A 21749-nucleotide genomic window follows, 5' to 3' on the forward strand; every position below is an offset into this window, starting at 1 on the left:
TTCTATGATTTAACTTTCAGTATGGTTGAGTTTTGCTTCAATCGCATCAAAAAACATGTCCATAATAGATATATCGTACGCAGCTTCAATTTCCTTAACACAAGTCGGTGCGGTTACGTTGATTTCGGTGAGCTTATCGCCAATGATATCTAAGCCCACAAATAGCAACCCTTTTTCTTTTAGAGTCGGTGCAACGGCTTCTGCAATTATGCGATCACTGTTGCTAATAGGTCTTGCTTCACCACGACCGCCAGCAGCCAAGTTGCCGCGAGTTTCACCACCTTGTGGGATACGTGCTAAGCAATATGGAATGACTTCGCCATCAACGACTAATACGCGTTTATCCCCCTGCTTTATTTCAGGGATATAATTTTGCGCCATCGCAAATCTGCTACCGTGCTCTGTCAGTGTTTCACAGATCACACCGATATTAGGGTCGTTGTGTTGCACCCTAAAAATAGAGGCCCCACCCATACCGTCGAGCGGCTTTAAAATAATATCTTGATGTTTATCTAAAAAGGCTCTGATCTGTGCTGCACTTCGAGTAACGAGAGTGTCAGGTGTATGCTCGCTAAACCAAGCAGTGAAAAGCTTTTCATTGGCATCTCTTAAGCTTTGCGGTTTGTTAACGACTAGGGTACCTGCTAATTCCGCTCGCTCTAGGATATAGGTTGCGTAGATATACTCAGTATCAAAAGGCGGATCTTTGCGCATCAAAATCACATCTAGGTCACTTAATGCGATGTCTTGCTTATCTTCTAATTCATACCAACGGCTTTCATCATTAAACACACGGGTTTTTGCGGCCGTTGCTCGACCTTCACCTTGGTACATGAACAGGTCGTCCATTTCCATGTAATACAGCTCAAATCCACGTTGTTGAGCTGCCATCATCATGGCAAAACCGGTATCTTTTTTGATATTAAAACCACTGATTGGATCTGAAACTATTCCAAGTTTGACTGCCATCGCCGTTACCTTATGTGTTATTTTCGATGTAAGTGAATAAGTGCTTAGCAGCCAAATTACCATGACTGACTGCTAACTTACTATAATATGAGGGCTTATAAACGGATTTAAAGGGCCAAATCTCCAAACTGTAACTGTAAAGCACTTAAAACAGTTAATGCAGCGGTCTCAGTTCGTAGCACTCTAGGTCCAATTTTTATGTCGATAAACCCTTGCTCTGTTGTGTTAGTCATTTCGTCATCAGTAAAGCCACCCTCAGGCCCAACTAAAAAGCGCACACCTTGCTCCGGTGCTGGCAAAGTCTTGATAGAGTGATCTGCTCTTGGGTGTAAAGTGAGTTTTAGTTCTTCACTTTGTTGACTTAACCATTGCTCTAACGTGATAGGCGGATGCACGATAGGAACGAAGTTCCTGCCTGATTGTTCTGCCGCAGAAATCGCAATTTTTTGCCATTGCTGATGTTTTTTGGCTAGCCGTTCGCCACTGAGTTTCACACCGCATCGCGTGGTAAATAATGGTGTTATTTCACTGACACCGAGCTCCACTGATTTTTGGATAGTAAAGTCCATCTTATCGCCACGAGAAATACCCTGACCAAGGTGAACTTTTAGAGTTGACTCAACGCATTTATCGACAAATTCGAAAGGGGTAACCTCGACCGCTTTTTTTGAGATAGCGGTGATCTTTGCTAAGTATTCACCTCCTTGACCGTTAAACAGACTGACGTGTTCACCTTCTTTCATTCTGAGTACACGCGCAATATGCCCTGCAGCATCCTCATCTAAAGTCGTAGCTTGATTAATAACTAAGTCCGATGGTTGGTAAATATGTGGAATTCGCATAGTGTTGAATGTCTCAATTGAATATGCGCTCATGTTAAGGTTTTCGTGGTCATGAGTCTAGAAAACATGACAGGTGATAGAGTGTGGTGTCACAGCGTTAATCAGTGGTATCTGTTTTCAATACAACAAATTCGCTAAATGTATCGTGCTTGGTTGCCGCTAAACTAGAATTACACGTCAGGTGGTTATTGTTAAACGCGTCATTTACGCGGTGATAATCGTAGCCATTGGCTAATTGTTCAATGGTGTAACGTTCTGCGTGCAGTGAATTGAAGATAAACTTTTGCTTTTCGTCTGCTAGATTGTAGTCGAGCGCATAAATGAGCACCCCTTGGATTTTGTGGTGTTCATGTAAATAGGTGGCGAGCTCAGAGACGCTTATCTCATTGTCAAAGTCACAGTAACTGTAATCCTTGATTTGATCTTTAAACATCATTTTGAGCATCTGCTTTGTATTGTCGCCAGCGATAATTAATTGACTGGGGGTGTCAGGGGCGAGAGATTTAACAAACTCGACAAATTCCTGACTAAACTCCCAGTTGCTGTCTACAAGTAAAAAGTTATCTAATTTCAAGGACGTAAGTCTCCAGAATTAAGATATCCATAATCTAGTTAGGCGTTTAAATTGAAAACATGTTTATTAGTAAATAGCCCATGCTACAAAAAACAGCAAATTCTAAGCAGGCAATCCCAATATTATCTTGGTGGTCAACCTCTAGACCTATATCTACTTTTGGCAGCACAATGACGACCATTAAGCGGCTAAATACGTACAATAAAAACCACATAAAAATAGAATGCATGACTACGGTGAGTAGGTTATCAACGATTTTATCTGGGTAGCTGGGGGCGCTGTGTAATCCAGCATAAATAGCCAATGCTAAGCCAATCGTCTTGCCAGCATAGCGGATCCCTATCGACGTATTGGCCAAACTAAAATTATACTGCAAAGATGCGCCTTGATTTTTCCTCGCAAATCGAGATTCGCGTATCTTGCTATCAAGTGCAAAGACACCCTGTAAAAACAAAAAGCAGATGCTGACGATAAGTAGAGCTTGCAGTGAGCTTGGCGTTAACCAGTGATACAAGCCAAGTACCAAAATACAATTGCCAATCAGCATGCCAGAATCGACAAGCGCTGCGCAGACGTTTTGTTTGAGGATGGCTTGTGTCTCGTTAAAGCGGTATAGGATCCACTTCCTATGAATTGCTTGGCCGATATAGATAAAGAACCATATTAGTATGAGTGGTAGAACGATCTGAGTGTGTAACAGTGATAACTCAAATGTCTTTAAGTGACCAAAAAAATATCCAGTGCTTGCACATAACACGGCAACTTTTGCTGCATAGTTAATGCCTAGCGCAAAGTTATCATGTTGAGCTAACTCTTTTTTTAAATGCATTTTGGCACGCATTTGAACCGTGACTCTCAGACACATTAATGCCACAAAGGCGAGAAATAAACCGCTTAAAAAGGTCAAAAAATTGCTGTTTTCTAAAGACAAGTAACTCATGCTCGGTGTAAGGTTGTTGTTATTTAGCGTTACTATAACATCGCACAACAAATGAGCCATAAAGCACTGGAGGTTTTTCTATGGAACAAGGCCAATTAAGTCCCGAGTTAACAGCTTTAGCGCAGCAGCGTTTTACTGAGCTATTTCCAGGACATGCTTTAAATCCACAAGCTTTGAGGCTATTGGCACTCAGTGACTTCGCTTATCGCATACTCTCTCAATACCCACAGTGGTTTGACTGGTTACTTAATGAAAACGCGATGAATTGCCGAGATATAGAACCTGCACTGACAGACGAGCTGGAAGTGTTAACAGAGGCACAGTGCTTTGCTCAATTAAGAGTTTACCGCAAACGGTTTTGGTTAAAACTGATGTGGCTTGATTTGGTGATGAGTAACGATATTGCTGACAGCATTGAATACCAATCGAGACTTAGTGAACAACTCATTGATAGTGCTAATCAATGGGCATTTGCTCAAGTCGCGAAAAGCAATGGTATGCCACTGGATGACGCGCAATCACCCTTACCTATGCTTGTGTTGGGAATGGGAAAGCTGGGCGGACAGGAGCTGAATTTTTCATCTGATATTGATTTGATATTTACCTATCCACTGTCGGTGAAGACGCAAGGTGGGCGCCGCAGTATAGAAGCGCAAGTTTTTTATACGAAGGTGGCCCAAAAGTTAATTGCTGCGCTTGACCATCGAACAGCAGATGGGCAAGTGTTCAGGGTTGATATGCGGTTAAGGCCATTTGGAGAAAGTGGCCCGTTGGTCATGAGCTTTTCTGCGATGGAAGATTACTATCAAGATCAAGGTCGAGAGTGGGAGCGTTACGCGATGCTCAAAGCGCGCTTGCTCGGTCAACCAAACCCGTATTGGGGTGAGTTTAAAGCGTTAATCAAACCTTTTGTATTTCGCCGATATATTGATTTTTCTGTGATTGAGTCACTGCGCAAAATGAAACATATGATAGCGCAAGAAGTCAGAAGAAAAGGGCTGATCAATAATATCAAATTAGGTGCAGGTGGGATCAGAGAGGTTGAATTTATTGTTCAAGCGTTGCAAATGATCCGAGGTGGACGGGAACCTGATCTGCAGACGCCGTCACTGTTAAGTGCGTTGAGCATATTAGCGCGACAAGAGGTGATCCCAAGTTCTGTCGCATCAGGGTTGAGATCGCAGTACTTGTTACTGCGTCGGGTTGAGCAGTACTTGCAAGCTTTTAATGATGAGCAAACACAAACTTTACCTGACGACACGCTGAATCAAAGCCGATTGTGCGCATTGTTAGGTCTGCCAGAATATGCGCAGCTGGTGGATTATCTTGAACAGGCTCAAGCCCAGATAAGGGCTGAGTTTTCTCAGGTGATTGGTGAGGAACCCCATGATACGCAGACGTTAAAGGCATGCTTTATCTCTGCTTGGGAATATCAGGATGTGAGCTACTTAGACATCGAATTCAGTGAGCAAGCGCACAGTTTGTGGCAAAACACCTTAAATCTTTTTTACACAGACATAACCAAAAAACAGATTGGTGTGCGAGGGCGTGATGTGCTCGATAAACTCATGCCTTTGGTGCTCAGTGAAATTACGCCATTAAACTCGCCGCAAGTGTTAGAGCGTGTGCTTGGCGTGATCTCTAAAGTCGCTTCTCGTACTGCTTACCTAGAGTTGCTTTATGAAAATCTAGGCGCCCTTAAGCAGCTGATTAAGCTGTGCTCTCACAGCGCATGGATCGCACAACAGATTGCACGATATCCTATTTTGCTAGATGAGCTTATTGACCCTGCTGTGCTTTATCGTCCGCTACCACTCAATGCATATTACAATGAAATCCAGCAGTACTTTTTGCGTATTGATCCTCAAGACCTTGAGCTACAAATGGAAGCGCTCCGTCAATTTAAGCAAACACAGCAACTAAGAATAGCCGCTGCGGATGCAACTGGGGTGTTAGATATTATGAAAGTCAGCGATCACTTAACGGCTTTAGCTGAATCAATTGTCGCCAAAGCTGTTGATATTGCATGGGGGCAAATGACAGCGAGGTACGGTGCGCCTCAGGGGACCTCCTCAGAAGCAAAAGGCTTTGCAGTGATAGCGTATGGTAAAGCTGGTGGATTTGAATTGGGATACGACTCTGATTTGGATCTGGTGTTTGTCCACAACTGTGATGGGCAAAGCAAAACCACAGGTGATAAATCAATCGCCTCAAGACAGTTTTATCTCAAAATGGCGCAGCGTTTGATGCATTTATTTAATACCCGTACGCTTTCGGGGATTTTATATGAACTAGATACCCGGTTGAGGCCAGAAGGAAATTCAGGCTTACTTGCCATTAATATTGAAAGCTATCACCAATATTTACGCGAGCAGGCTTGGACATGGGAACATCAGGCTCTAGTGAGAGCGCGCATAATAGTGGGCGAAGAAGTGATGGCGAAACGCTTCTATTCGATTCGACACGATATTTTGTGCCAGCAGCGTGATACAGCAAAGTTGCAATCGGATATTGTGACAATGCGTGAAAAAATGCGCAAACATTTATCTCAAGACTCCTCGCTTGTGTTTGATTTAAAGCAAGGTCTGGGTGGTATGACGGATATTGAGTTTTTAGCGCAATATCTGGTATTAGCATTCGCTTATGATTACAAAGCGTTGACACGCTACTCGGATAATATTCGGATCTTTGAATTGGCCAGCCAAGAATCAGTCATAAGTAGTGATGAAAAAAGCACGCTTACACAGGTTTACTGTCAGCTAAGAGAGCATTATCACCTTAATAGTTTGAATAGTTCCGGTAAAACAGTAGATGCTGTACTGCTGTCTGAGCAAAGCAAATGTGTTAGAGAAATTTGGCAGGCCTACTTGCAGTAGTAGGCCTTAAAATTAGAACTTAGTTTGTTAGTCTGCGGCAATTTTCACGCACGAAGACGGAGGGTTTTTCTGTTATCACTGCGGCGCGTTGGCGGTGGCAAAAAAAGGTATATACCTCGAATTCAAAATCATCATTGATGGCACGACCGACTTGATACAGGGCACTGACAAAATCTGAGTCAACACGAAAGTTTTGCTTTACAACGTAATCTTTACTCAGGTACCAAAATAGTTCGATGTCTTCTTTTTTTGCATAATTGGTGAGTACACTTTTTAAGGTATTACCCATCTCAAAACGACGAGGTTGGCTCTCCCCTGTCCATCTCTGGTGCGTTGGCTTCACGACAAGTCCGCGTTGAGCGAGTGCATCATCGAGTGGGAAAGTGGGTTTACCAATATCCATCACAAATTTTTCCCGCTCAGTGTCACGTTCATTAACGCGGTTTCTGTAATTAGCGTAAAACTGTGATAGGCCTTGGGCCGCGGCATTTGTCGTTTCCTTGAACTCCATTTTTGGAATATTACCGTATAAAAAATAATACGCTGCCCACACGAGTACTGCGCCTAGTGTAAGGTGTCTAGTCCAAAACCACATTGCCGATATTCGTTTTTTATTTTTTCTAGCCATTTTATTTTAGTTCGACGTCGTTGTTTAATTTCTAATAATACGAAGGCGCATCTTTATCTGGTCGTGTTTTGAAGCGTCTATGCAACCACATATATTGTTCAGGTGCTTCCATTATAGATTGCTCCATTCGCTTGTTTACTCGTGTGACATCATGATTTTCATTATCACTTGGAAACTCAGCCATCGCTGGCTTAATAGTGATGTGGTATTTACCTTGTTTATCACGTAAACCCACTAAGCTCAATGTCTCACACTTTTGACTAGAAGCAAATAGTAATGTACCTGTTGTTGTAGCTGCATCTGGCACTGCAAAAAATGGTGCAAATTCACAGCGCTTTCTACCATAGTCTTGATCTGGTAGGTAATAGCAAACCTTTTTATTATGCAGTGCTTTGAGCAACCCTTTTACATCTCGTTTGCCAATCAAAAATTCATTAGAGCGCAATCTGCCTTTGGTCATGAAGTATTCCATGAGCGGGTTATTATGGGGACGATAAAAGCCGATACCTTGAGTATCCGTGCCCAGCACTCTTCCTAACATTTCTAAATGCAGCATATGAGGCACAAGGAGTAAGACTCCTTTACCATTATTACGCGCTGTCTCAAAGTGTTCTAACCCTGAAATAGATCCGACAGCGCGCTTAATTCGCCATTCTGGCCACCACCAAGCCATACCGGTTTCAAAAGTAGCTATACCGGTATTTTCCATATTTTTTAATACCATGGCATTTCGCTGTTGCTCGTCCATATCAGGGAAGCACAGCTTGAGGTTAACCTCAGCAATTTTACGACGTTTTTTTAAAAATCGATGCACAATTCGCCCAAGCAGTTTGCCGAGCATGAATTGCATCTTTTGAGGGAGCCAAGACAAAGAGTATAAAACGATAACACCGATCCAAGTTAGCCAGAACTTAGGTGCTAAAAATTGCAATTTAAATGTTGGATTATGGACCAAGTGGAATACTCTCGTACAGCTATAAAAGAGCGTAGTTTATCGAGAACGGCTGTGATGCTCAAGTGGAGGCGGAGAATGGTAGGAAATATCAGACCAGCGACCTGCTGATCTGATATTGTATACAATTAAAGCGCAGCCTGAAGGCCTCTATTGATCGCTTCTAAATCTGCTCGGCTTAATTCGCCTGATGCTTGTTTTAACTGTAGCGTTGAAACAATGTATCTATAACGTAAGTTTGCTAAGTCTCGTTTTGCTCTATATAGGTTTTGCGTGCTCACTAGTACATCGACGATCGTACGAGTACCTACTTCAAAACCTGCTTCAGTCGCTTGTAATGCACTTTCCGCTGAAACAACCGCTTGCTCAAGTGCACGATAAGTCGCAACATTTGACATCACTTGGTTGTATGACGTGATAACAGAGCGTGTCACGTTACGCATTGATGCTTCTAAATCTTCGCTTGCAGCAACATAAAGAGCGCGTGCTTGATCGGTTGCAGCCACGGTGCGGCCACCAGAGTATATAGGCACATTAAGATTTAGAGAGATGTTTGTTGAATCGCCACGTGGTGCAAGTTCTCTACCTGGAGAATTTGCGAGCGAATCACCATGAGTCGCTGTCAGCGAAAGTGTTGGATAATGGCCAGCTTGCGCTAAATCAATCTGATCTTCTGCAATTTCTAAAGATGCTTTCGCAACTTGTAACGCTAAGTTCTTCTCTTTTGCAATATCAATGAAGTTATCTGATTTTCTGTTTGGTTTAACGGTAGAAAATTTATCAGTATTCAGAGCGTTCAGTTTTGAGTGGTATTTACCCGTAATCGTACGAAGCGTTTCACGGGCTGTTTCTACGTCATTCGTTGCAACAATTTCATTGGCCACAGATTGGTCAAACTGAGCTTGTGCTTCATGTACATCGGTGATGGCAGTCAAACCGACTTCATAACGTTGTTTGGTTTGCTCTAGCTGGCGTTCAATTGCGCGTTTTTCAGCTTGGACAAACTCTAATTTATCAAGTTCACTTAAGACATCAAAGTAACCCTGAGCAATGCGTACAATTAGATTTTGCTTCTCTTGCTCGTATTGTGTTACTGACTGCATTGCACGCTTCTCTGCAATGGTCAGGCTTTCCCAGACACCCATGTTAAAAATGGTCTGGTTCAGTGTCAGAGTACGGCCGAAAGAATCATTCCAGCTGTCCATCACTTGATAACCTGTTGCGTCATTTTGTGTGTTTGGCGCACCAGTAGTGTCTGTATCTGAGTAACTGAAACTTAAATTTAAAGAAGGGAGCAGCTCACCAAGTGCGCTGTCTTGAGCATATTTTTGTGCATCCGCATTTGCTTTTGCACGTAAGACAGTAGGATCATTTGCAGTTGCAATATCGTATACTTGTAATAAGTCTTCTGCGTTGGCGGCATTGCTTGACAAAGCACAGCTCAAGCCAACCAGCATAGATAGAATGGTTTTTTTCATTATTTGTGCAGTCCTTAGACAATTTTGATGTCAGCATGTTACCTTGTTTTAAAACAAAATCCCAACGGCTAACCAGAGATAAAGGCAAAACAAGTGTAACAGAATATAATACTTAGCAAATTCTCATGCTAGGTATACTCACGTTAATTAAGAACGTTATGGGGATAAAATAGCTTAGATTAAACCCCGTTTGATGAATGTAGGATGAAATATGAAAGAAATTAGCCAGTACAACCGAGAAAATTTGATGTTCAAGACATCTGAAAATAGGGTGCTGTACGATGGTTTTTTCAAAATTGAGGAATATGTATTTGAGCATGCGTTATTTGCCGGAGGGGTGAGTGAACCGATCAGAAGGGAAATCCTTGAGCGAGGGCATGCCGTCGCAGTCCTTCCTTATGATCCTGTTAGCGATGAGATATTATTGATAGAGCAGATCCGAATTGGCGCGTTGGCGACGAAAGACTCACCTTGGCTGTTGGAATGTATCGCAGGCATGGCTGAAGGCAGTGACGACTTAGAAGCCGTGGCTCGAAAAGAAGCGCAAGAGGAAGCTGGTTTAGATCTTAGCGAGTTGCATTACATGCGTTCATATTTATCCAGTCCCGGCGGCACAACAGAGCGTTTGTATCTGTATCTTGCGCAAGTAAATTTGCGAGACTATCAAGGGGGGACATTTGGTTTGCCTGAAGAAGGGGAAGATATAAAAGCCCATGTTATGTCATTTGATGAGGCGATATGTAGGTTAGAATCAGAGGAAATAGATAACGCTGCGACAGTGATTAGTCTACAATGGTTAGCGCTAAACAAATCCAAGTTGTCATTTAAGTAGTATACAGGAGTCGCTTTGTCTGACTTAATCCATCATAAAGAGCATAACGAAAATGCAATAAGTCGAGGTTATGTTCAGTCTTTACCAAAGTACATCACCTTGTGTGAGCGTAATTATTTGCGTGCACTTAAGGTGCTGCCTGAAGAAACGGTAGGGTCGAGTCGCCAAATTAAAATTGGTTCAATGGATTTTTTCATTTCAGTAGACTGTGTAGCTAAATATACAACAGATATAAAAATAACTCAGCAGCATAGTTTGAGCAGTCATTTAGGGCAATTTGAGTTGGCGGTGAGGTTATATCACGATGCAAAAGTTGCTGAAGTATATCAGCATAATTACCATCAACGTGTGAAGCCTTCGTACCGCTACCCGAATCCAGGTATGCACCATAAAGATGAAAAGTATCAGCTCAATGCGTTTTTAGGTGACTGGTTGTTGGCATGTGTTGAAAATGGCCGCGTATCACTAGATTGGGATGTTAATAATGGATTGGTTTAATGAAGCGTATCACTTCGACCAAACACGATTAAGGCTTGCCCATATTACAGATACTCACCTGTTTGAGCATGCAGGTGGTGAGTATTTTTCAGTTAAGACGGCCGAGCACCTTAAACACATTCTGGTCGATTTAGCACAGCAAAATATAGATGCGGTGATTTTCGGTGGAGACCTTACCCAAGATCATACTTTTGGTTCTTATCAATTATTTGCGACTCTAGTGAGTGAGTCGGATTTACAATGTCCTGTTTTTTGGTTGCCGGGCAATCATGATGACATCGCGTATTTAAATGAAATCAGCCAAGGGCAAATAGTATCAGCGAAAAAAATGAGTTTTAAGTTGGGACAAATCTTGTTAGTAAATAGCAAAGGTACAACCCCAGCAGGGTGGATAACCGAAAGGCATTTATCAGAAATACAACAACAGTGCACTGTACCGAGCCTTGTCTTTTGTCATCATAACCCATTATCTATTCAAGGCTATTTAGATAAGCATATGCTGGAAAATGGTCCGCAATTGCTAAACATGCTGGTCGATTCTCAATATGTTTTGGCACTTTTTCATGGCCATGTACACAATGAATATGTGTTTAGTTTCAGAGAGCTCCCTGTTTACGCAACTCCCGCGACGTCAATCCAGTTTAAGAAACATACCAGTGATTGGCAGCAACAAGACTTAGGAGCTGGCTATCGACTTATCAATTGGTCACAGGCAGGTGTGCAGACAGAGGTAAGATGGTTAGTAAAGTAATTTATATCCACGGGTTTAACAGTTCAGAAAAGTCGTTTAAAGCGCAACAACTGGGGGAGTATTTTAAAGACCGTTGTGAATACCTAGTTCCTCGGTTACATTATGATCCGCGTATTGCAATGCTTCAGCTGGAAAATATCATTGATGATAAGTGTGCGCTAGTTGGTAGTTCTTTGGGTGGTTTTTTTGCCACATGTTTATCACAAGCGTTTAATTTACGCGCGGTAGTGGTGAATCCGGCTGTACGACCAGACAAATTACTATGGGATTACCTTGGTCCTCAGTATAATCCCTATCAAGAATTGAATTATGAACTTACAATAGAACATATGACGGCATTACAGCGCATGCATATTGAAATGCTCTCAATGCCAAGTAATCTTTTTCTATTGCAACAAACAGCAGATGAAGTGTTACCTTATCAAGATGCTGTAAATTATTATCGAGACTGTCCATCAATCATTGAATTTGGTGGCGACCATAGTTTCATCGGCTTTGAGAGGCATTTTAGTCGCCTTGCCAACTTTCTTAAAATTAAATAAAACAGTTAGAACTAAAATTAGTCAGTAGCATTTATGAGTCAGCAAAATTATAACGCAGAAGCCATTGAGGTGTTGAATGGCTTAGAGCCGGTTAAACGCCGCCCTGGAATGTACACAGACACCACTAGGCCCAATCATTTGGGCCAAGAAGTCATTGATAACAGTGTCGATGAAGCACTTGCAGGGCATGCAAGCAAGATTGATGTAATTTTGCATGAAGACAATTCATTGCAAGTCATTGACGATGGTCGAGGCATGCCCGTGGATGTTCACCCTGAAGAGGGGATCCCAGGCGTTGAATTGATCCTGACTAAGCTTCATGCTGGTGGTAAATTTTCAAATAAAAACTATCAGTTTTCTGGTGGTTTGCATGGGGTAGGTATTTCTGTAGTTAATGCCTTATCTACGCGAGTAGAGGTCACCGTTAAACGAGATGCTCAGCAATATGAAATCGCTTTTGAAAATGGTGATAAAGTTCAGGATTTAGAAGTCACTGGCAGCGTAGGCAAACGCAATACCGGTACTTCTGTACAATTTTGGCCTGATGCGAGCTACTTCGATTCTGCTAATTTCTCTTTGACCAAGCTAAATCATTTACTTAAAGCGAAAGCTGTTTTATGCCCGGGCTTACGTATTCGTTTTATTAATAAGCAAACCAAAGAAACGCAAGAATGGCATTATGAATCTGGTTTAGAAGACTATTTAAGTGACAGTGCAAAAGATTTAGAAGTGCTACCTAAATCGCCATTTACTGGGAGCTTTAGTGGCTCAACAGAAGGGGTTGATTGGGCACTGCACTGGCTACCTGAGGGAGGCGAGTCGATAGCTGAAAGTTATGTGAACTTGATCCCAACCGCGCAGGGCGGTACGCATGTGAATGGCTTAAGGCAAGGCTTGCTTGAAGCAATGCGAGAGTTCTGTGAATTCCGTAACTTGTTACCAAGAGGCGTTAAATTAACGCCAGATGACGTGTGGGATAAATGTAGCTACGTTTTATCTGTTAAGATGCAAGACCCACAGTTTGCGGGCCAAACGAAAGAAAAACTGTCGTCTCGCTCATGTGCAACCTTTGTGTCAGGCATAGTGAAAGACGCATTTAGTTTATGGCTCAACGAGCACACAGAAACAGCAGAGCTATTAGCTGAGCTGTGTATCAGCAATGCGCAAAAGCGTTTGCGTGCAGCGAAAAAGGTGGTACGTAAAAAGGTCACTAGTGGACCGGCACTGCCAGGTAAGCTCACTGATTGTTCAGGCAGTGAGACAGAGCGTTCAGAAATATTTTTGGTAGAGGGTGACTCTGCGGGCGGATCAGCTAAACAAGCACGTGATAGAGAGTTCCAAGCTATCATGCCACTGCGTGGTAAAATCTTAAATACGTGGGAAGTGGATTCAGGTCAGATCCTTGCATCACAAGAAGTGCATGACATTTCCGTTGCGCTTGGTATCGACCCAGATTCAACTGATTTATCGACGTTGCGTTATGGCAAGGTGTGTATTCTTGCTGATGCTGACTCCGACGGACTGCACATTGCAACGCTGTTGTGCGCGCTATTTGTTAAGCATTTCCCAACCTTAGTGCAGGCGGGGCACGTGTACGTTGCTATGCCGCCGCTATTTAGAATCGATGTCGGTAAAGAAGTATTTTATGCTCTGGATGAAGATGAAAAGCGAGGCATTTTAGATCGTATTGAAGCCGAAAAGAAACGCGGGAAAGTGAACGTTCAACGCTTTAAAGGTTTGGGTGAAATGAACCCAATGCAATTGCGTGAAACGACGATGGACCCGAATACTCGCCGCTTGGTTCAGCTTACATTGGATGAGCAAGAGCAAACATTAGAAATGATGGATATGCTACTGGCGAAGAAACGCTCTGGTGATAGAAAGGCTTGGTTAGAGCAACATGGCGATAAAGCCGAGGTATAACAAGAAGTAAGGTGTGTCATGACTGATCCACAGGCCCTCTCTTTACAGGGCATAGAACAATTACCTATGGGGCGTTTTACTGAAGACGCCTATTTAAATTACTCCATGTATGTGATCATGGACCGGGCGTTGCCACATATTGGTGATGGCCTCAAGCCTGTGCAGCGTCGTATCGTTTATGCGATGAGTGAATTGGGCTTATCAGCGGCTGCAAAATATAAAAAGTCAGCACGTACAGTCGGTGATGTATTGGGTAAATATCACCCGCATGGCGACAGTGCCTGTTATGAAGCCATGGTATTAATGGCACAGCCATTCTCTTATCGTTATCCTTTGGTCGATGGTCAAGGTAACTGGGGTGCTGCTGACGATCCTAAATCATTTGCGGCAATGCGTTATACTGAAGCGCGCTTGTCTAAGTTTTCTGAGGTATTACTCAAAGAGCTTGGTCAAGGTACCGTGGATTGGGTACCTAACTTTGACGGCACGATGAAAGAGCCGCAAGTATTGCCAGCGAGACTGCCACACATCTTATTAAATGGGGTAACGGGTATCGCCGTTGGTATGGCGACTGACATTCCACCGCATAATGTCAATGAATTAGCCTCTGCCTGTTGTATGTTGCTAGACAAGCCAAAAACAACGCTAGAAGAGTTGTTAGAAGTTGTCCAAGCGCCAGACTATCCAACTGAAGCGGAAATCATCACACCAAAAGACGATATCCGTAAAATCTACACAACGGGTCGTGGCTCAATTAAGATGCGCGCGGTGTTCCATGAAGAGCAGGGTGAAATCGTTATTACAGCGCTGCCTCACCAGACGTCGGGTGCAAAAGTACTGGAGCAAATTGCAGCGCAAATGACCGCGAAGAAGCTGCCTATGGTTGCAGATTTACGCGATGAATCAGATCACGAAAACCCGACGCGCATTGTCGTCGTGCCTCGTTCCAATCGGGTGAAGTCTGAGCCGTTAATGGCGCACTTGTTTGCCACCACAGATCTTGAGAAAAACTACCGTGTAAACCTCAATATGATCGGGCTAGATGGCCGCCCTCAGGTTAAAGATCTACAACAGATTTTATCTGAGTGGTTGATCTTCCGCCGTGAGACAGTACGCAGACGTTTGCAATATCGCCTAGATAAAGTATTAGCGCGTTTGCATATTCTAGAAGGCTTGATGATCGCCTTTTTGAATATTGATGAAGTGATTGAAATCATTAGAAATGAAGACGATCCAAAAGCGGAGCTCATAAAACGTTTTGCTTTATCAGAAACACAAGCTGAAGCTATTTTGGATCTGAAGCTTCGTCACTTGGCGAAGCTTGAAGAGATGAAGATCCGCGGTGAGCAAGACGAGCTGAGCAAAGAGCGTGACAAGCTTGAGCTTACTTTAGGCTCAGAGCGCCGTATGTCGACCTTGATGAAAAAAGAGATTCAAGAAGCGGCAGAGTTATATGGCGATGAAAGACGCTCACCTGTGATTGAACGTCAAGAAGCGAAAGCGTTAAGCGAAAAGGACTTAATCCCATCTGAAGCGGTCACAGTTGTGCTATCTGAAAAGGGTTGGGCGCGTTTTGCCAAAGGCCATGATATTGATGCTGAAGGCTTAAATTATCGTTCAGGGGATGCCTATAAAGCATCAGCCAAAGGTAAGAGCAATCAGCCAGCAGTCTTCTTAGATAGTTCAGGCCGTGCGTTTGCCACCGATGCGCATAGTTTGCCATCGGCAAGAAGTCAGGGGGAGCCTATGACTGGGCGCTTTAACCTTGCCGCTGGGGTGAACTTTGAACATGTTGTGATGGGTGAAGAGCAAGAACTTTATTTGATGGCAACCGATGCGGGTTACGGTTTTATTGCTGAATTTAATGATTTAGTCAGTAAAAACAAAAATGGTAAGGCGCTGGTCAGTATTCCAAAGGGCGCTGAGCTCATTGCACCCATCTCGGTGAATGATGTGGCGACTGATCGATGTATGGCCATTTCTAATGAAGGCCGTATGCTCTTATTCCCGTTAAGGGATTTACCGAAACTTGCAAAGGGTAAGGGAAATAAAATCATCTCAATCCCAAGTGCCAAGGTACAAGCGCGAGAAGAGTTTGTTAAAGTACTCGCTGTAGTACCAGATGGGCGTGCAGTTACGCTGTATGCAGGTAAGCGTAAATTAACGCTTAAGAACTCGGACTTAGAGCACTATTTTGGTGAGCGCGGTCGTCGTGGTAATAAGTTACCTCGAGGTTTACAACGCGTTGATAACTTTGAAATTGAGTTAATTGAACAAGACGACTCAGAAGCAGATACGCCAGAATAATACCATCGTGAGCGGGTTCTGCCTGCTCACGATTTAATCATTGTTAATCATCTTTCTACAATTCTTTTTTTTAATATCTTTTTTCCGTCATTTTGTCGTAAAAACTCTGATGTACCGCAAGCAATTTCTACCCGACTCAGCTAGAATACACGGTTATAAGTTATTCTTGTTCAGAGTGACACATGATCAGGTGCCACTCGCACTGACAATACGGGGTTTTTATGTCTGATAAGTGCTATATCACAGCGCAACAGCTTTTAGAGGATTCATTTCGTCTGGCGGCTCAAGTGTATGAAGATGGGTTTCGTCCGGATTTTATCATCGGTATTTGGCGAGGTGGTGCGCCAATTGGTATTGCTGTGCAAGAGTACTATGACTACAAAGGCATAGAAACAGATCATATCGCGGTGCGTACCTCTTCGTATTATGGGATTGGTAAGCAGTCGAAAGAGATTAAAGTACATGGTCTACATTACATCATTGAGAATGCCAACGCGGGTGATTCTTTATTGATTGTTGACGATGTATTTGACTCTGGCCGCAGTATTTACGCATTGAAAGAAAAGCTTGAAGAGTTGATGCGTCTAAACTTGCCTAAAGATATCCGAGTTGCTTGTCCGTACTACAAACCAGCAAACAAAAAGGTACCAATGACGCCAGACTACTATATTCATGAGTCTGATGAGTGGTTGGTGTTCCCACATGAACTATCAGGTTTAACACCTGATGAGTTGATCGAAGGTAAGTCAGACCTTGCTAACATCAAAGATTTATTTGCGAAATAAGTAATTACTTATTTATTTAAAAGCCGTTGAAAACAGCGTTTTCAACGGCTTTTTTATGGCTGGGTGATGGCGCTTTTGTTACACTCCGCTCATTGTGAATTTTGCATTTTTGATATGACAGACTATCAATCTATTTTAGAGCGAACAGTGCGACATGTTCAGCCTTTGCTGCACCATGGTAAAGTTGCTGATTATATTCCAGCCCTTGCTGAGCAGCAGTTAGGCCAGTTTGCTATTGCGATTCAAACGCAAAGTGGTGACACCTATAGTGCCGGTGACTGTGAGGCGAAATTTACGGTGCAGTCCGTCTCAAAGGTAATGACACTTACACTGGCGCTGCAGCGTTATGGTGATGAGTTATGGCAAAGAGTAGGGAAAGAGCCTTCAGGCACGGCATTTAACTCGCTAACACAGTTAGAGTTTGAAAATGGTATTCCGAGAAACCCGTTTATCAATGCGGGTGCGATAGTGACCTGTGATGCGCTTTACTCGCGTTTAAGTGCGCCTATTCATACCATGCTAGAAAGCTATCGAATGCAAACCGGTAACCCTAAGCTGGGTGTCAACAAAGTGGTTGCACAATCAGAATATGAGCATCGTTATCGCAATGCAGCGATGGCATATTTAATGAAATCATTTGGTAACTTTAACAATGAAGTTGAAGAGGTACTTTGGTCATATTTTAATTTTTGCGCCATTGAATTAAATGCAGCTGAGTTGGCGAAGTGCTTTTCATATCTATCCAATGGCGGTGTATGCACGCAAACACAGCAGCAAATTTTGTCAGCTAAACAGATCAAGCAACTTAACTCATTGCTATTTACCAGTGGTTTGTATGATGCGGCGGGTGACTTTGGTTATCGAGTTGGTATGCCAGGAAAATCAGGTGTATCTGGCGCTATTATTGCGGTGGTACCGGGGCGTTTTACGATAGCTGTTTGGTCGCCGGGCCTTGATAAAGTGGGGAATTCAGTAGCGGGAATTGCCGCGTTAGAGTTTCTTGCTGAAGAGCTCGGAACAGCTATCTTCTAACGCAGCACATTTTGCGCACACAACATGTGCGCAAATCAAATTATTGATCCCAGTAAGATTGCTCTAAAGAGTCTTCTCTTTCAGGTAAACCACGAGATAATCGCGGTGAGTGTTGAACCAGTACTTCAAAGCTTGCACGGTTTGCATATTTGCTGATCTGTGCAAGTGATGAATAGGTGATTGCGGCCTGTTCGTGTTTGGCAGAGTTTGGCACATTCAAACGGTGATAAACATTTGCTGATAAGTCATGCAGTACTGCAGCTAGCGCACAATCACCAGCACCATTGGTATTTTTAATGGTATCTGGGCCACCCATATAAGGGGCTGTGTGGCTATAAACTCGGATTGGACTATCACAATGAGACTTGCGCATGGCGCGAGAGAACTCATAGCGGTTAAATTCAGGAATAGCACCAGGCAACAATGGGTATTCGGTTTCACGTTTCATGGTGTCTTCAACGTAACCTGCCATATATAAGCCGGTAGGGCCTGCCGTACAGATAACTAAGTCAACCCAGTCAAGCGCTTTGTCTGCTGCCATCAGCGGATCGTCAAAGCCAGTGATTGCTTCGCCTTCTTCTTCATTCATCGCAAGAATATCAACATGTTTTTCAACAAACTCAGCCCACCACTGTGGATCTTGCTCGATCAAGAATTTAGTGCCCAAGGTTAATACCACTGGCACACCTGCTTTATTCGCATACTCAACGGCTTGCATGGTTGCTTGTGTCATTGTCTCATCGCCTTTTGTACGCATGAGATAAGCACTGATCACCAAAGCTGAGGCGTTTTCGATTAATGACTGACTAATCGATTCAGGGCGCAAGTAGTTCATTAAACCTGCACTGATAGCGAAGGTACGCTCACCGCTATCATCAATCAGTGTGAAGCAACGGCCAATAGGACCGGCAACTGGCTGAAGGTGGTCTAAGTCGACGCGGCTGGATGTATTACATAAAAACTTATATGCATAGCTGCCGATTTCAATACTTTCACTCATCACACCTAATAGTACAGAGCGATCATCAGCCAGTACCGAATAGTTGTGCATGGTGTTGCCTATGGTGCCGCCAGCAAATTCGTAGTCAATCATGTCATCACGTTTTAAACGCTCATAAAGTGCATTGGTGACATCATTGTCTATGACTTGTGACATACCACGCTGCAGGTGGAATTCATCCAAAAAAGCTTGGTCGACTTTAGCTTCGATGTCGACAACGATTTGGTCGATGCCGCAAATATAGTTACGCTTCAAGCGATCTTCAGCATTTAAGTGGTTGATAAGTGGGTCCTTATCTTCCACAGGAAAATAATGCTTATGCCTACGGTGTCCCGGAAATTTCATGTTTTACCCGTGTGTTTTGAGCTCATTAAATAAAAAAAGCGGCGAATTATAGCCTAATTTTATATTAGTGAGCCATGGTAATTTGGTAATTTTAGCAATAATTCTGTAACCAAGGGGTTTCTACAGTACAAGCTGGTATACTAGGTTTCATATTTACTCTGTTAATTTTAGTATGAATAACCAAGAATTAGACGAATATTGGATGCGCCAAGCACTGGCATATGCTGATAAAGCAGAAGCAGAGAATGAAATCCCCGTTGGTGCAGTGATTGTACAAGATGGTAAGCTGATTGCTGCGGGCTGGAATCGCTCAATTGGTTGTCACGACCCATCTGCACATGCGGAAATGATAGCAATTCGTGAAGCTGGCAAACGTGTGCAAAATTATCGTTTAGTAGATTGCACCTTGTATGTCACTTTGGAACCTTGCCCGATGTGCGCGGGGCTTTTGGTACACAGCCGAGTTAAGCGTGTGGTTTTTGGTGCAAGCGATGCAAAAACAGGTGCGGCAGGTTCTGTCATGAATTTATTGCAAGAACCACAATTAAACCATCAGCCAGAAGTGACTGGTGGCGTGCTTGCTCAAGCGTGTAGTGAGAAGTTATCTGATTTTTTTAAACGCAGAAGAAAAGAGCATAAAGCGGCAAAAAAAGCGCGAAAGTTACAAGCGGGTAATGCGGCTCAAGATTGAGCCGTTTTAGCATCTGCGGCAAGCTGTAATAGAGAATAAATACGGCGGCGCAGGAGAATCTTTTTATGTATGTTTTTTAGCATGACACGGCGGCGATTTGGATTTGTATTGCGCATGTTACGTTTAAATTGATGAGTTCGACGTCTTCTTAGCATCTGAACCTCCTTAATGTGAGAGAAAAACTGTATTACGCGTGACAGAAATACCTGCTTTGTATGACAGGCTTATGACAACGAGATTGGGATGCCGTTAATTACCGGAACTGAAAGGGAGCGCTCCATTTTCGTCTAACCAGACCAGAGCGTCGAAGTAGCGGCGTATATTATCGACATAATGTACAGCAACATCGCCACGCGCATATCCATATCTTGTACTTCGATAGTAGCGTTTTTTAGTCAGCAGTGGTAGTCGTTTTTTAACATCCGCCCAACTATTCGGATTGCCACCTTGTTGTTTTGTCAGTTTTAATGCATCTCTTACATGACCCATACCGACGTTATACGCAGCTAAGGCCAACCAAGTTCTATCTGGATCAGATACATCTTCTGGCACCCGAGAAATTAAGTTAGCTAGGTATTTTGCACCGCCCCGGATGTTTTGTTCCGGTTTAAGTCGATGTTTAACACCAACACGTTTGGCTGTGCTTTGAGTGAGCATCATGATGCCGCGAACGCCAGTGGGAGATTTTGCTCTTGGGTTCCACATCGATTCTTGATAACTCAGTGCTGCAAGTAATCGCCAGTCAACGTTATGTGCCTTTGCATATTCGATAAACCAAGGCGCGTATTTAGGTAGAACTGCTTTGCTGGCTTCGACAAACGCCACGGTATTCACGTAATTGAATTGCTCGACATGACCAAAGTACTTTTCTTCTAAAGCAGCAAGTTGGTTGTTACTTTGAATTTTGGCAAAAAATGGCAGCAGTAAAGCATATAATGAATCATCATTTTTCTTTTTCATCACCCAAGCGATGGGATCTGATTGGGTGACAGAAAACGCAATACTGAGGTTTGGGTGATAGCGACGAAAAAGCGATAGGGAGTGAGAATCCACAATGGTGTATTCAATCTCGCCGGCTAAAATCCCTTGTAGTAATTCTTCTTGATCTAAGGCTTGGGTCGTTTGCCATTGTAGCTCAGGGTAATCTTGTTTTGCCGCTTGTAACGAAAGCACGTGATGGCTATTGGCAAGCACTGTAACAGGTCCTGAAAGCTGGCCATAGTGCCTAGGGCGCTTTTTACCTTGTTTATAAACTAACTTTTGGCTGATATCTCGGTAAAAAGGACCAAAGCGAAAGCTTTTTGCTCGCTTTGGGTGATAGCTAATCCCAGAGGCGATGATATCGACATCACCTCGCTCTAACTGTTCAAAGAGTTTTTCTAAATTGAAAAAGGGGATGATATTAAGCTCGACACCCAGTTCATCGGCAAACATGCCAGCAAGTTCATATTCAAAGCCTTCTTCTTCATTATGACCCTGATAATAGGTAGCAGGACCGACCAAGATCCCAACATTGAGTTTGCCATTGTTTTTTATTTGTTGAAGCTGGCTCGGTGGTGCTTTATCACAGCCTGCCAGTAATAGAATGAACACCAGCGTGCTTAATAAACCCGTTAGCTTGTTTTGTACCATGCCTTTTCCATTATGAAATTTATTAAGTTACCTATTAACTCCATAAGATACAGAGTGTTTTTACGCAATGATGGTGTGCTTTAAAAGCAAATTCAAACTTTTAATCGTATGCTCTCAAGTATATACCTATTTGTGAAGCGGGTTTTTTTCGA

General features: G+C 43.1%; 19 protein-coding genes. 10 read left to right on the forward strand and 9 right to left on the reverse strand.

Translation table 11 applies throughout. The annotated features are described in order from the left end of the window. Positions 1-9 precede the first annotated feature (9 nt). The 4 genes from gshB to N477_RS10705 all read right to left on the reverse strand — a co-directional run bounded on the left by gshB (position 10) and on the right by N477_RS10705 (position 3325). Positions 10-969 carry a glutathione synthase gene (gshB, locus tag N477_RS10690; RefSeq protein WP_063360758.1) on the reverse strand — a complete coding sequence of 320 codons (960 nt, stop codon included), beginning with the start codon at positions 967-969 and terminating at the stop codon, positions 10-12. Between the two features lie 107 nt (positions 970-1076). Next, the gene (gene rsmE / locus N477_RS10695; RefSeq protein ID WP_063360757.1) at positions 1077-1811 is read right to left on the reverse strand and encodes a 16S rRNA (uracil(1498)-N(3))-methyltransferase; all 735 of its coding nucleotides are present in this window, start codon (positions 1809-1811) and stop codon (positions 1077-1079) included. A gap of 97 nt (positions 1812-1908) precedes the next feature. After that, positions 1909-2385: a hypothetical protein gene (locus tag N477_RS10700; protein ID WP_063360756.1), complete on the reverse strand. Its 477-nt coding sequence runs from the start codon at positions 2383-2385 to the stop codon at positions 1909-1911. A 46-nt stretch (positions 2386-2431) separates the two neighbouring features. Continuing rightward, entirely contained in the window at positions 2432-3325 is an 894-nt protein-coding gene (locus tag N477_RS10705) for a hypothetical protein (protein WP_063360799.1), read from the reverse strand. Between the two features lie 80 nt (positions 3326-3405). Between N477_RS10705 and glnE the strand changes: the two genes are divergently transcribed. Continuing rightward, positions 3406-6201: a bifunctional [glutamate--ammonia ligase]-adenylyl-L-tyrosine phosphorylase/[glutamate--ammonia-ligase] adenylyltransferase gene (gene glnE / locus N477_RS10710; protein ID WP_063360755.1), complete on the forward strand. Its 2796-nt coding sequence runs from the start codon at positions 3406-3408 to the stop codon at positions 6199-6201. Positions 6202-6220: 19 nt separating this feature from the next. Here glnE and N477_RS10715 read toward each other — a convergent pair whose 3' ends face one another. From N477_RS10715 to tolC, 3 genes are all read right to left on the reverse strand, one after another. Further along, entirely contained in the window at positions 6221-6829 is a 609-nt protein-coding gene (locus N477_RS10715; RefSeq protein ID WP_063360754.1) for a TcpQ domain-containing protein, read from the reverse strand. 31 nt (positions 6830-6860) lie between these two features. After that, positions 6861-7784, reverse strand: coding sequence for an LpxL/LpxP family Kdo(2)-lipid IV(A) lauroyl/palmitoleoyl acyltransferase (gene lpxL / locus N477_RS10720; protein ID WP_063360753.1), 924 nt, complete (start codon positions 7782-7784; stop codon positions 6861-6863). A gap of 125 nt (positions 7785-7909) precedes the next feature. After that, entirely contained in the window at positions 7910-9259 is a 1350-nt protein-coding gene (tolC, locus tag N477_RS10725) for an outer membrane channel protein TolC (RefSeq protein ID WP_063360752.1), read from the reverse strand. Positions 9260-9470: 211 nt separating this feature from the next. Between tolC and N477_RS10730 the strand changes: the two genes are divergently transcribed. The 8 genes from N477_RS10730 (at position 9471) to glsB (ending at position 17929) form a co-directional block, all read left to right on the forward strand. Next, positions 9471-10091 carry an NUDIX domain-containing protein gene (locus N477_RS10730; protein ID WP_063360751.1) on the forward strand — a complete coding sequence of 207 codons (621 nt, stop codon included), beginning with the start codon at positions 9471-9473 and terminating at the stop codon, positions 10089-10091. Positions 10092-10106: 15 nt separating this feature from the next. After that, the gene (locus N477_RS10735) at positions 10107-10589 is read left to right on the forward strand and encodes a DUF1249 domain-containing protein (RefSeq protein ID WP_231098057.1); all 483 of its coding nucleotides are present in this window, start codon (positions 10107-10109) and stop codon (positions 10587-10589) included. Next, the gene (locus tag N477_RS10740) at positions 10576-11340 is read left to right on the forward strand and encodes a metallophosphoesterase family protein (protein WP_063360750.1); all 765 of its coding nucleotides are present in this window, start codon (positions 10576-10578) and stop codon (positions 11338-11340) included. Before N477_RS10735 ends, N477_RS10740 begins: the two co-directional genes overlap by 14 nt. Beyond that, complete coding sequence (locus tag N477_RS10745; protein WP_063360749.1) at positions 11325-11882, forward strand: YqiA/YcfP family alpha/beta fold hydrolase; 558 nt, start codon at positions 11325-11327, stop codon at positions 11880-11882. The genes N477_RS10740 and N477_RS10745 overlap by 16 nt, the downstream gene beginning before the upstream one ends. Before the next feature lie 33 nt (positions 11883-11915). Next, complete coding sequence (gene parE / locus N477_RS10750; RefSeq protein ID WP_063360748.1) at positions 11916-13805, forward strand: DNA topoisomerase IV subunit B; 1890 nt, start codon at positions 11916-11918, stop codon at positions 13803-13805. Positions 13806-13823: 18 nt separating this feature from the next. Beyond that, a complete protein-coding gene (parC, locus tag N477_RS10755) occupies positions 13824-16112 on the forward strand; it encodes a DNA topoisomerase IV subunit A (RefSeq protein WP_063360747.1) in 2289 nt (762 codons plus the stop codon). A 221-nt stretch (positions 16113-16333) separates the two neighbouring features. Beyond that, positions 16334-16897, forward strand: coding sequence for a phosphoribosyltransferase (locus N477_RS10760; protein ID WP_063360746.1), 564 nt, complete (start codon positions 16334-16336; stop codon positions 16895-16897). Positions 16898-17011: 114 nt separating this feature from the next. Beyond that, positions 17012-17929, forward strand: a complete 918-nt coding sequence (gene glsB / locus N477_RS10765) for a glutaminase B (RefSeq protein WP_063360797.1) — start codon at positions 17012-17014, stop codon at positions 17927-17929. A gap of 40 nt (positions 17930-17969) precedes the next feature. On the opposite strand, the gene N477_RS10770 is transcribed toward glsB, so the two are convergent. Beyond that, the gene (locus N477_RS10770; protein ID WP_063360745.1) at positions 17970-19274 is read right to left on the reverse strand and encodes an inosine/guanosine kinase; all 1305 of its coding nucleotides are present in this window, start codon (positions 19272-19274) and stop codon (positions 17970-17972) included. A 172-nt stretch (positions 19275-19446) separates the two neighbouring features. On the opposite strand from N477_RS10770, the gene tadA reads away from it, so the two are divergent. Beyond that, complete coding sequence (tadA, locus tag N477_RS10775) at positions 19447-19965, forward strand: tRNA adenosine(34) deaminase TadA (RefSeq protein ID WP_063360744.1); 519 nt, start codon at positions 19447-19449, stop codon at positions 19963-19965. Positions 19966-20214: 249 nt separating this feature from the next. On the opposite strand, the gene mltF is transcribed toward tadA, so the two are convergent. Next, a complete protein-coding gene (gene mltF / locus N477_RS10780; RefSeq protein WP_063360743.1) occupies positions 20215-21597 on the reverse strand; it encodes a membrane-bound lytic murein transglycosylase MltF in 1383 nt (460 codons plus the stop codon). Positions 21598-21749 lie beyond the last annotated feature (152 nt).

The sequence above is a fragment of the Pseudoalteromonas luteoviolacea H33-S genome (assembly GCF_001625695.1).
Lineage (GTDB): Bacteria > Pseudomonadota > Gammaproteobacteria > Enterobacterales > Alteromonadaceae > Pseudoalteromonas > Pseudoalteromonas luteoviolacea_B.

Bases quoted from the DNA above. Each gene is read 5' to 3' on its own strand.
- glsB (WP_063360797.1), top strand. From the start codon at position 17,012: ATGACAGACTATCAATCTATTTTAGAGCGAACAGTGCGACATGTTCAG.
- parC (WP_063360747.1), top strand. From the start codon at position 13,824: ATGACTGATCCACAGGCCCTCTCTTTACAGGGCATAGAACAATTACCT.
- N477_RS10730 (WP_063360751.1), top strand. From the start codon at position 9,471: ATGAAAGAAATTAGCCAGTACAACCGAGAAAATTTGATGTTCAAGACA.
- rsmE (WP_063360757.1), bottom strand. From the start codon at position 1,811: ATGCGAATTCCACATATTTACCAACCATCGGACTTAGTTATTAATCAA.
- parE (WP_063360748.1), top strand. From the start codon at position 11,916: ATGAGTCAGCAAAATTATAACGCAGAAGCCATTGAGGTGTTGAATGGC.
- N477_RS10770 (WP_063360745.1), bottom strand. From the start codon at position 19,274: ATGAAATTTCCGGGACACCGTAGGCATAAGCATTATTTTCCTGTGGAA.
- tolC (WP_063360752.1), bottom strand. From the start codon at position 9,259: ATGAAAAAAACCATTCTATCTATGCTGGTTGGCTTGAGCTGTGCTTTG.
- N477_RS10760 (WP_063360746.1), top strand. From the start codon at position 16,334: ATGTCTGATAAGTGCTATATCACAGCGCAACAGCTTTTAGAGGATTCA.
- glnE (WP_063360755.1), top strand. From the start codon at position 3,406: ATGGAACAAGGCCAATTAAGTCCCGAGTTAACAGCTTTAGCGCAGCAG.
- tadA (WP_063360744.1), top strand. From the start codon at position 19,447: ATGAATAACCAAGAATTAGACGAATATTGGATGCGCCAAGCACTGGCA.
- gshB (WP_063360758.1), bottom strand. From the start codon at position 969: ATGGCAGTCAAACTTGGAATAGTTTCAGATCCAATCAGTGGTTTTAAT.
- N477_RS10745 (WP_063360749.1), top strand. From the start codon at position 11,325: ATGGTTAGTAAAGTAATTTATATCCACGGGTTTAACAGTTCAGAAAAG.
- N477_RS10705 (WP_063360799.1), bottom strand. From the start codon at position 3,325: ATGAGTTACTTGTCTTTAGAAAACAGCAATTTTTTGACCTTTTTAAGC.
- N477_RS10715 (WP_063360754.1), bottom strand. From the start codon at position 6,829: ATGGCTAGAAAAAATAAAAAACGAATATCGGCAATGTGGTTTTGGACT.
- mltF (WP_063360743.1), bottom strand. From the start codon at position 21,597: ATGGTACAAAACAAGCTAACGGGTTTATTAAGCACGCTGGTGTTCATT.
- N477_RS10740 (WP_063360750.1), top strand. From the start codon at position 10,576: ATGGATTGGTTTAATGAAGCGTATCACTTCGACCAAACACGATTAAGG.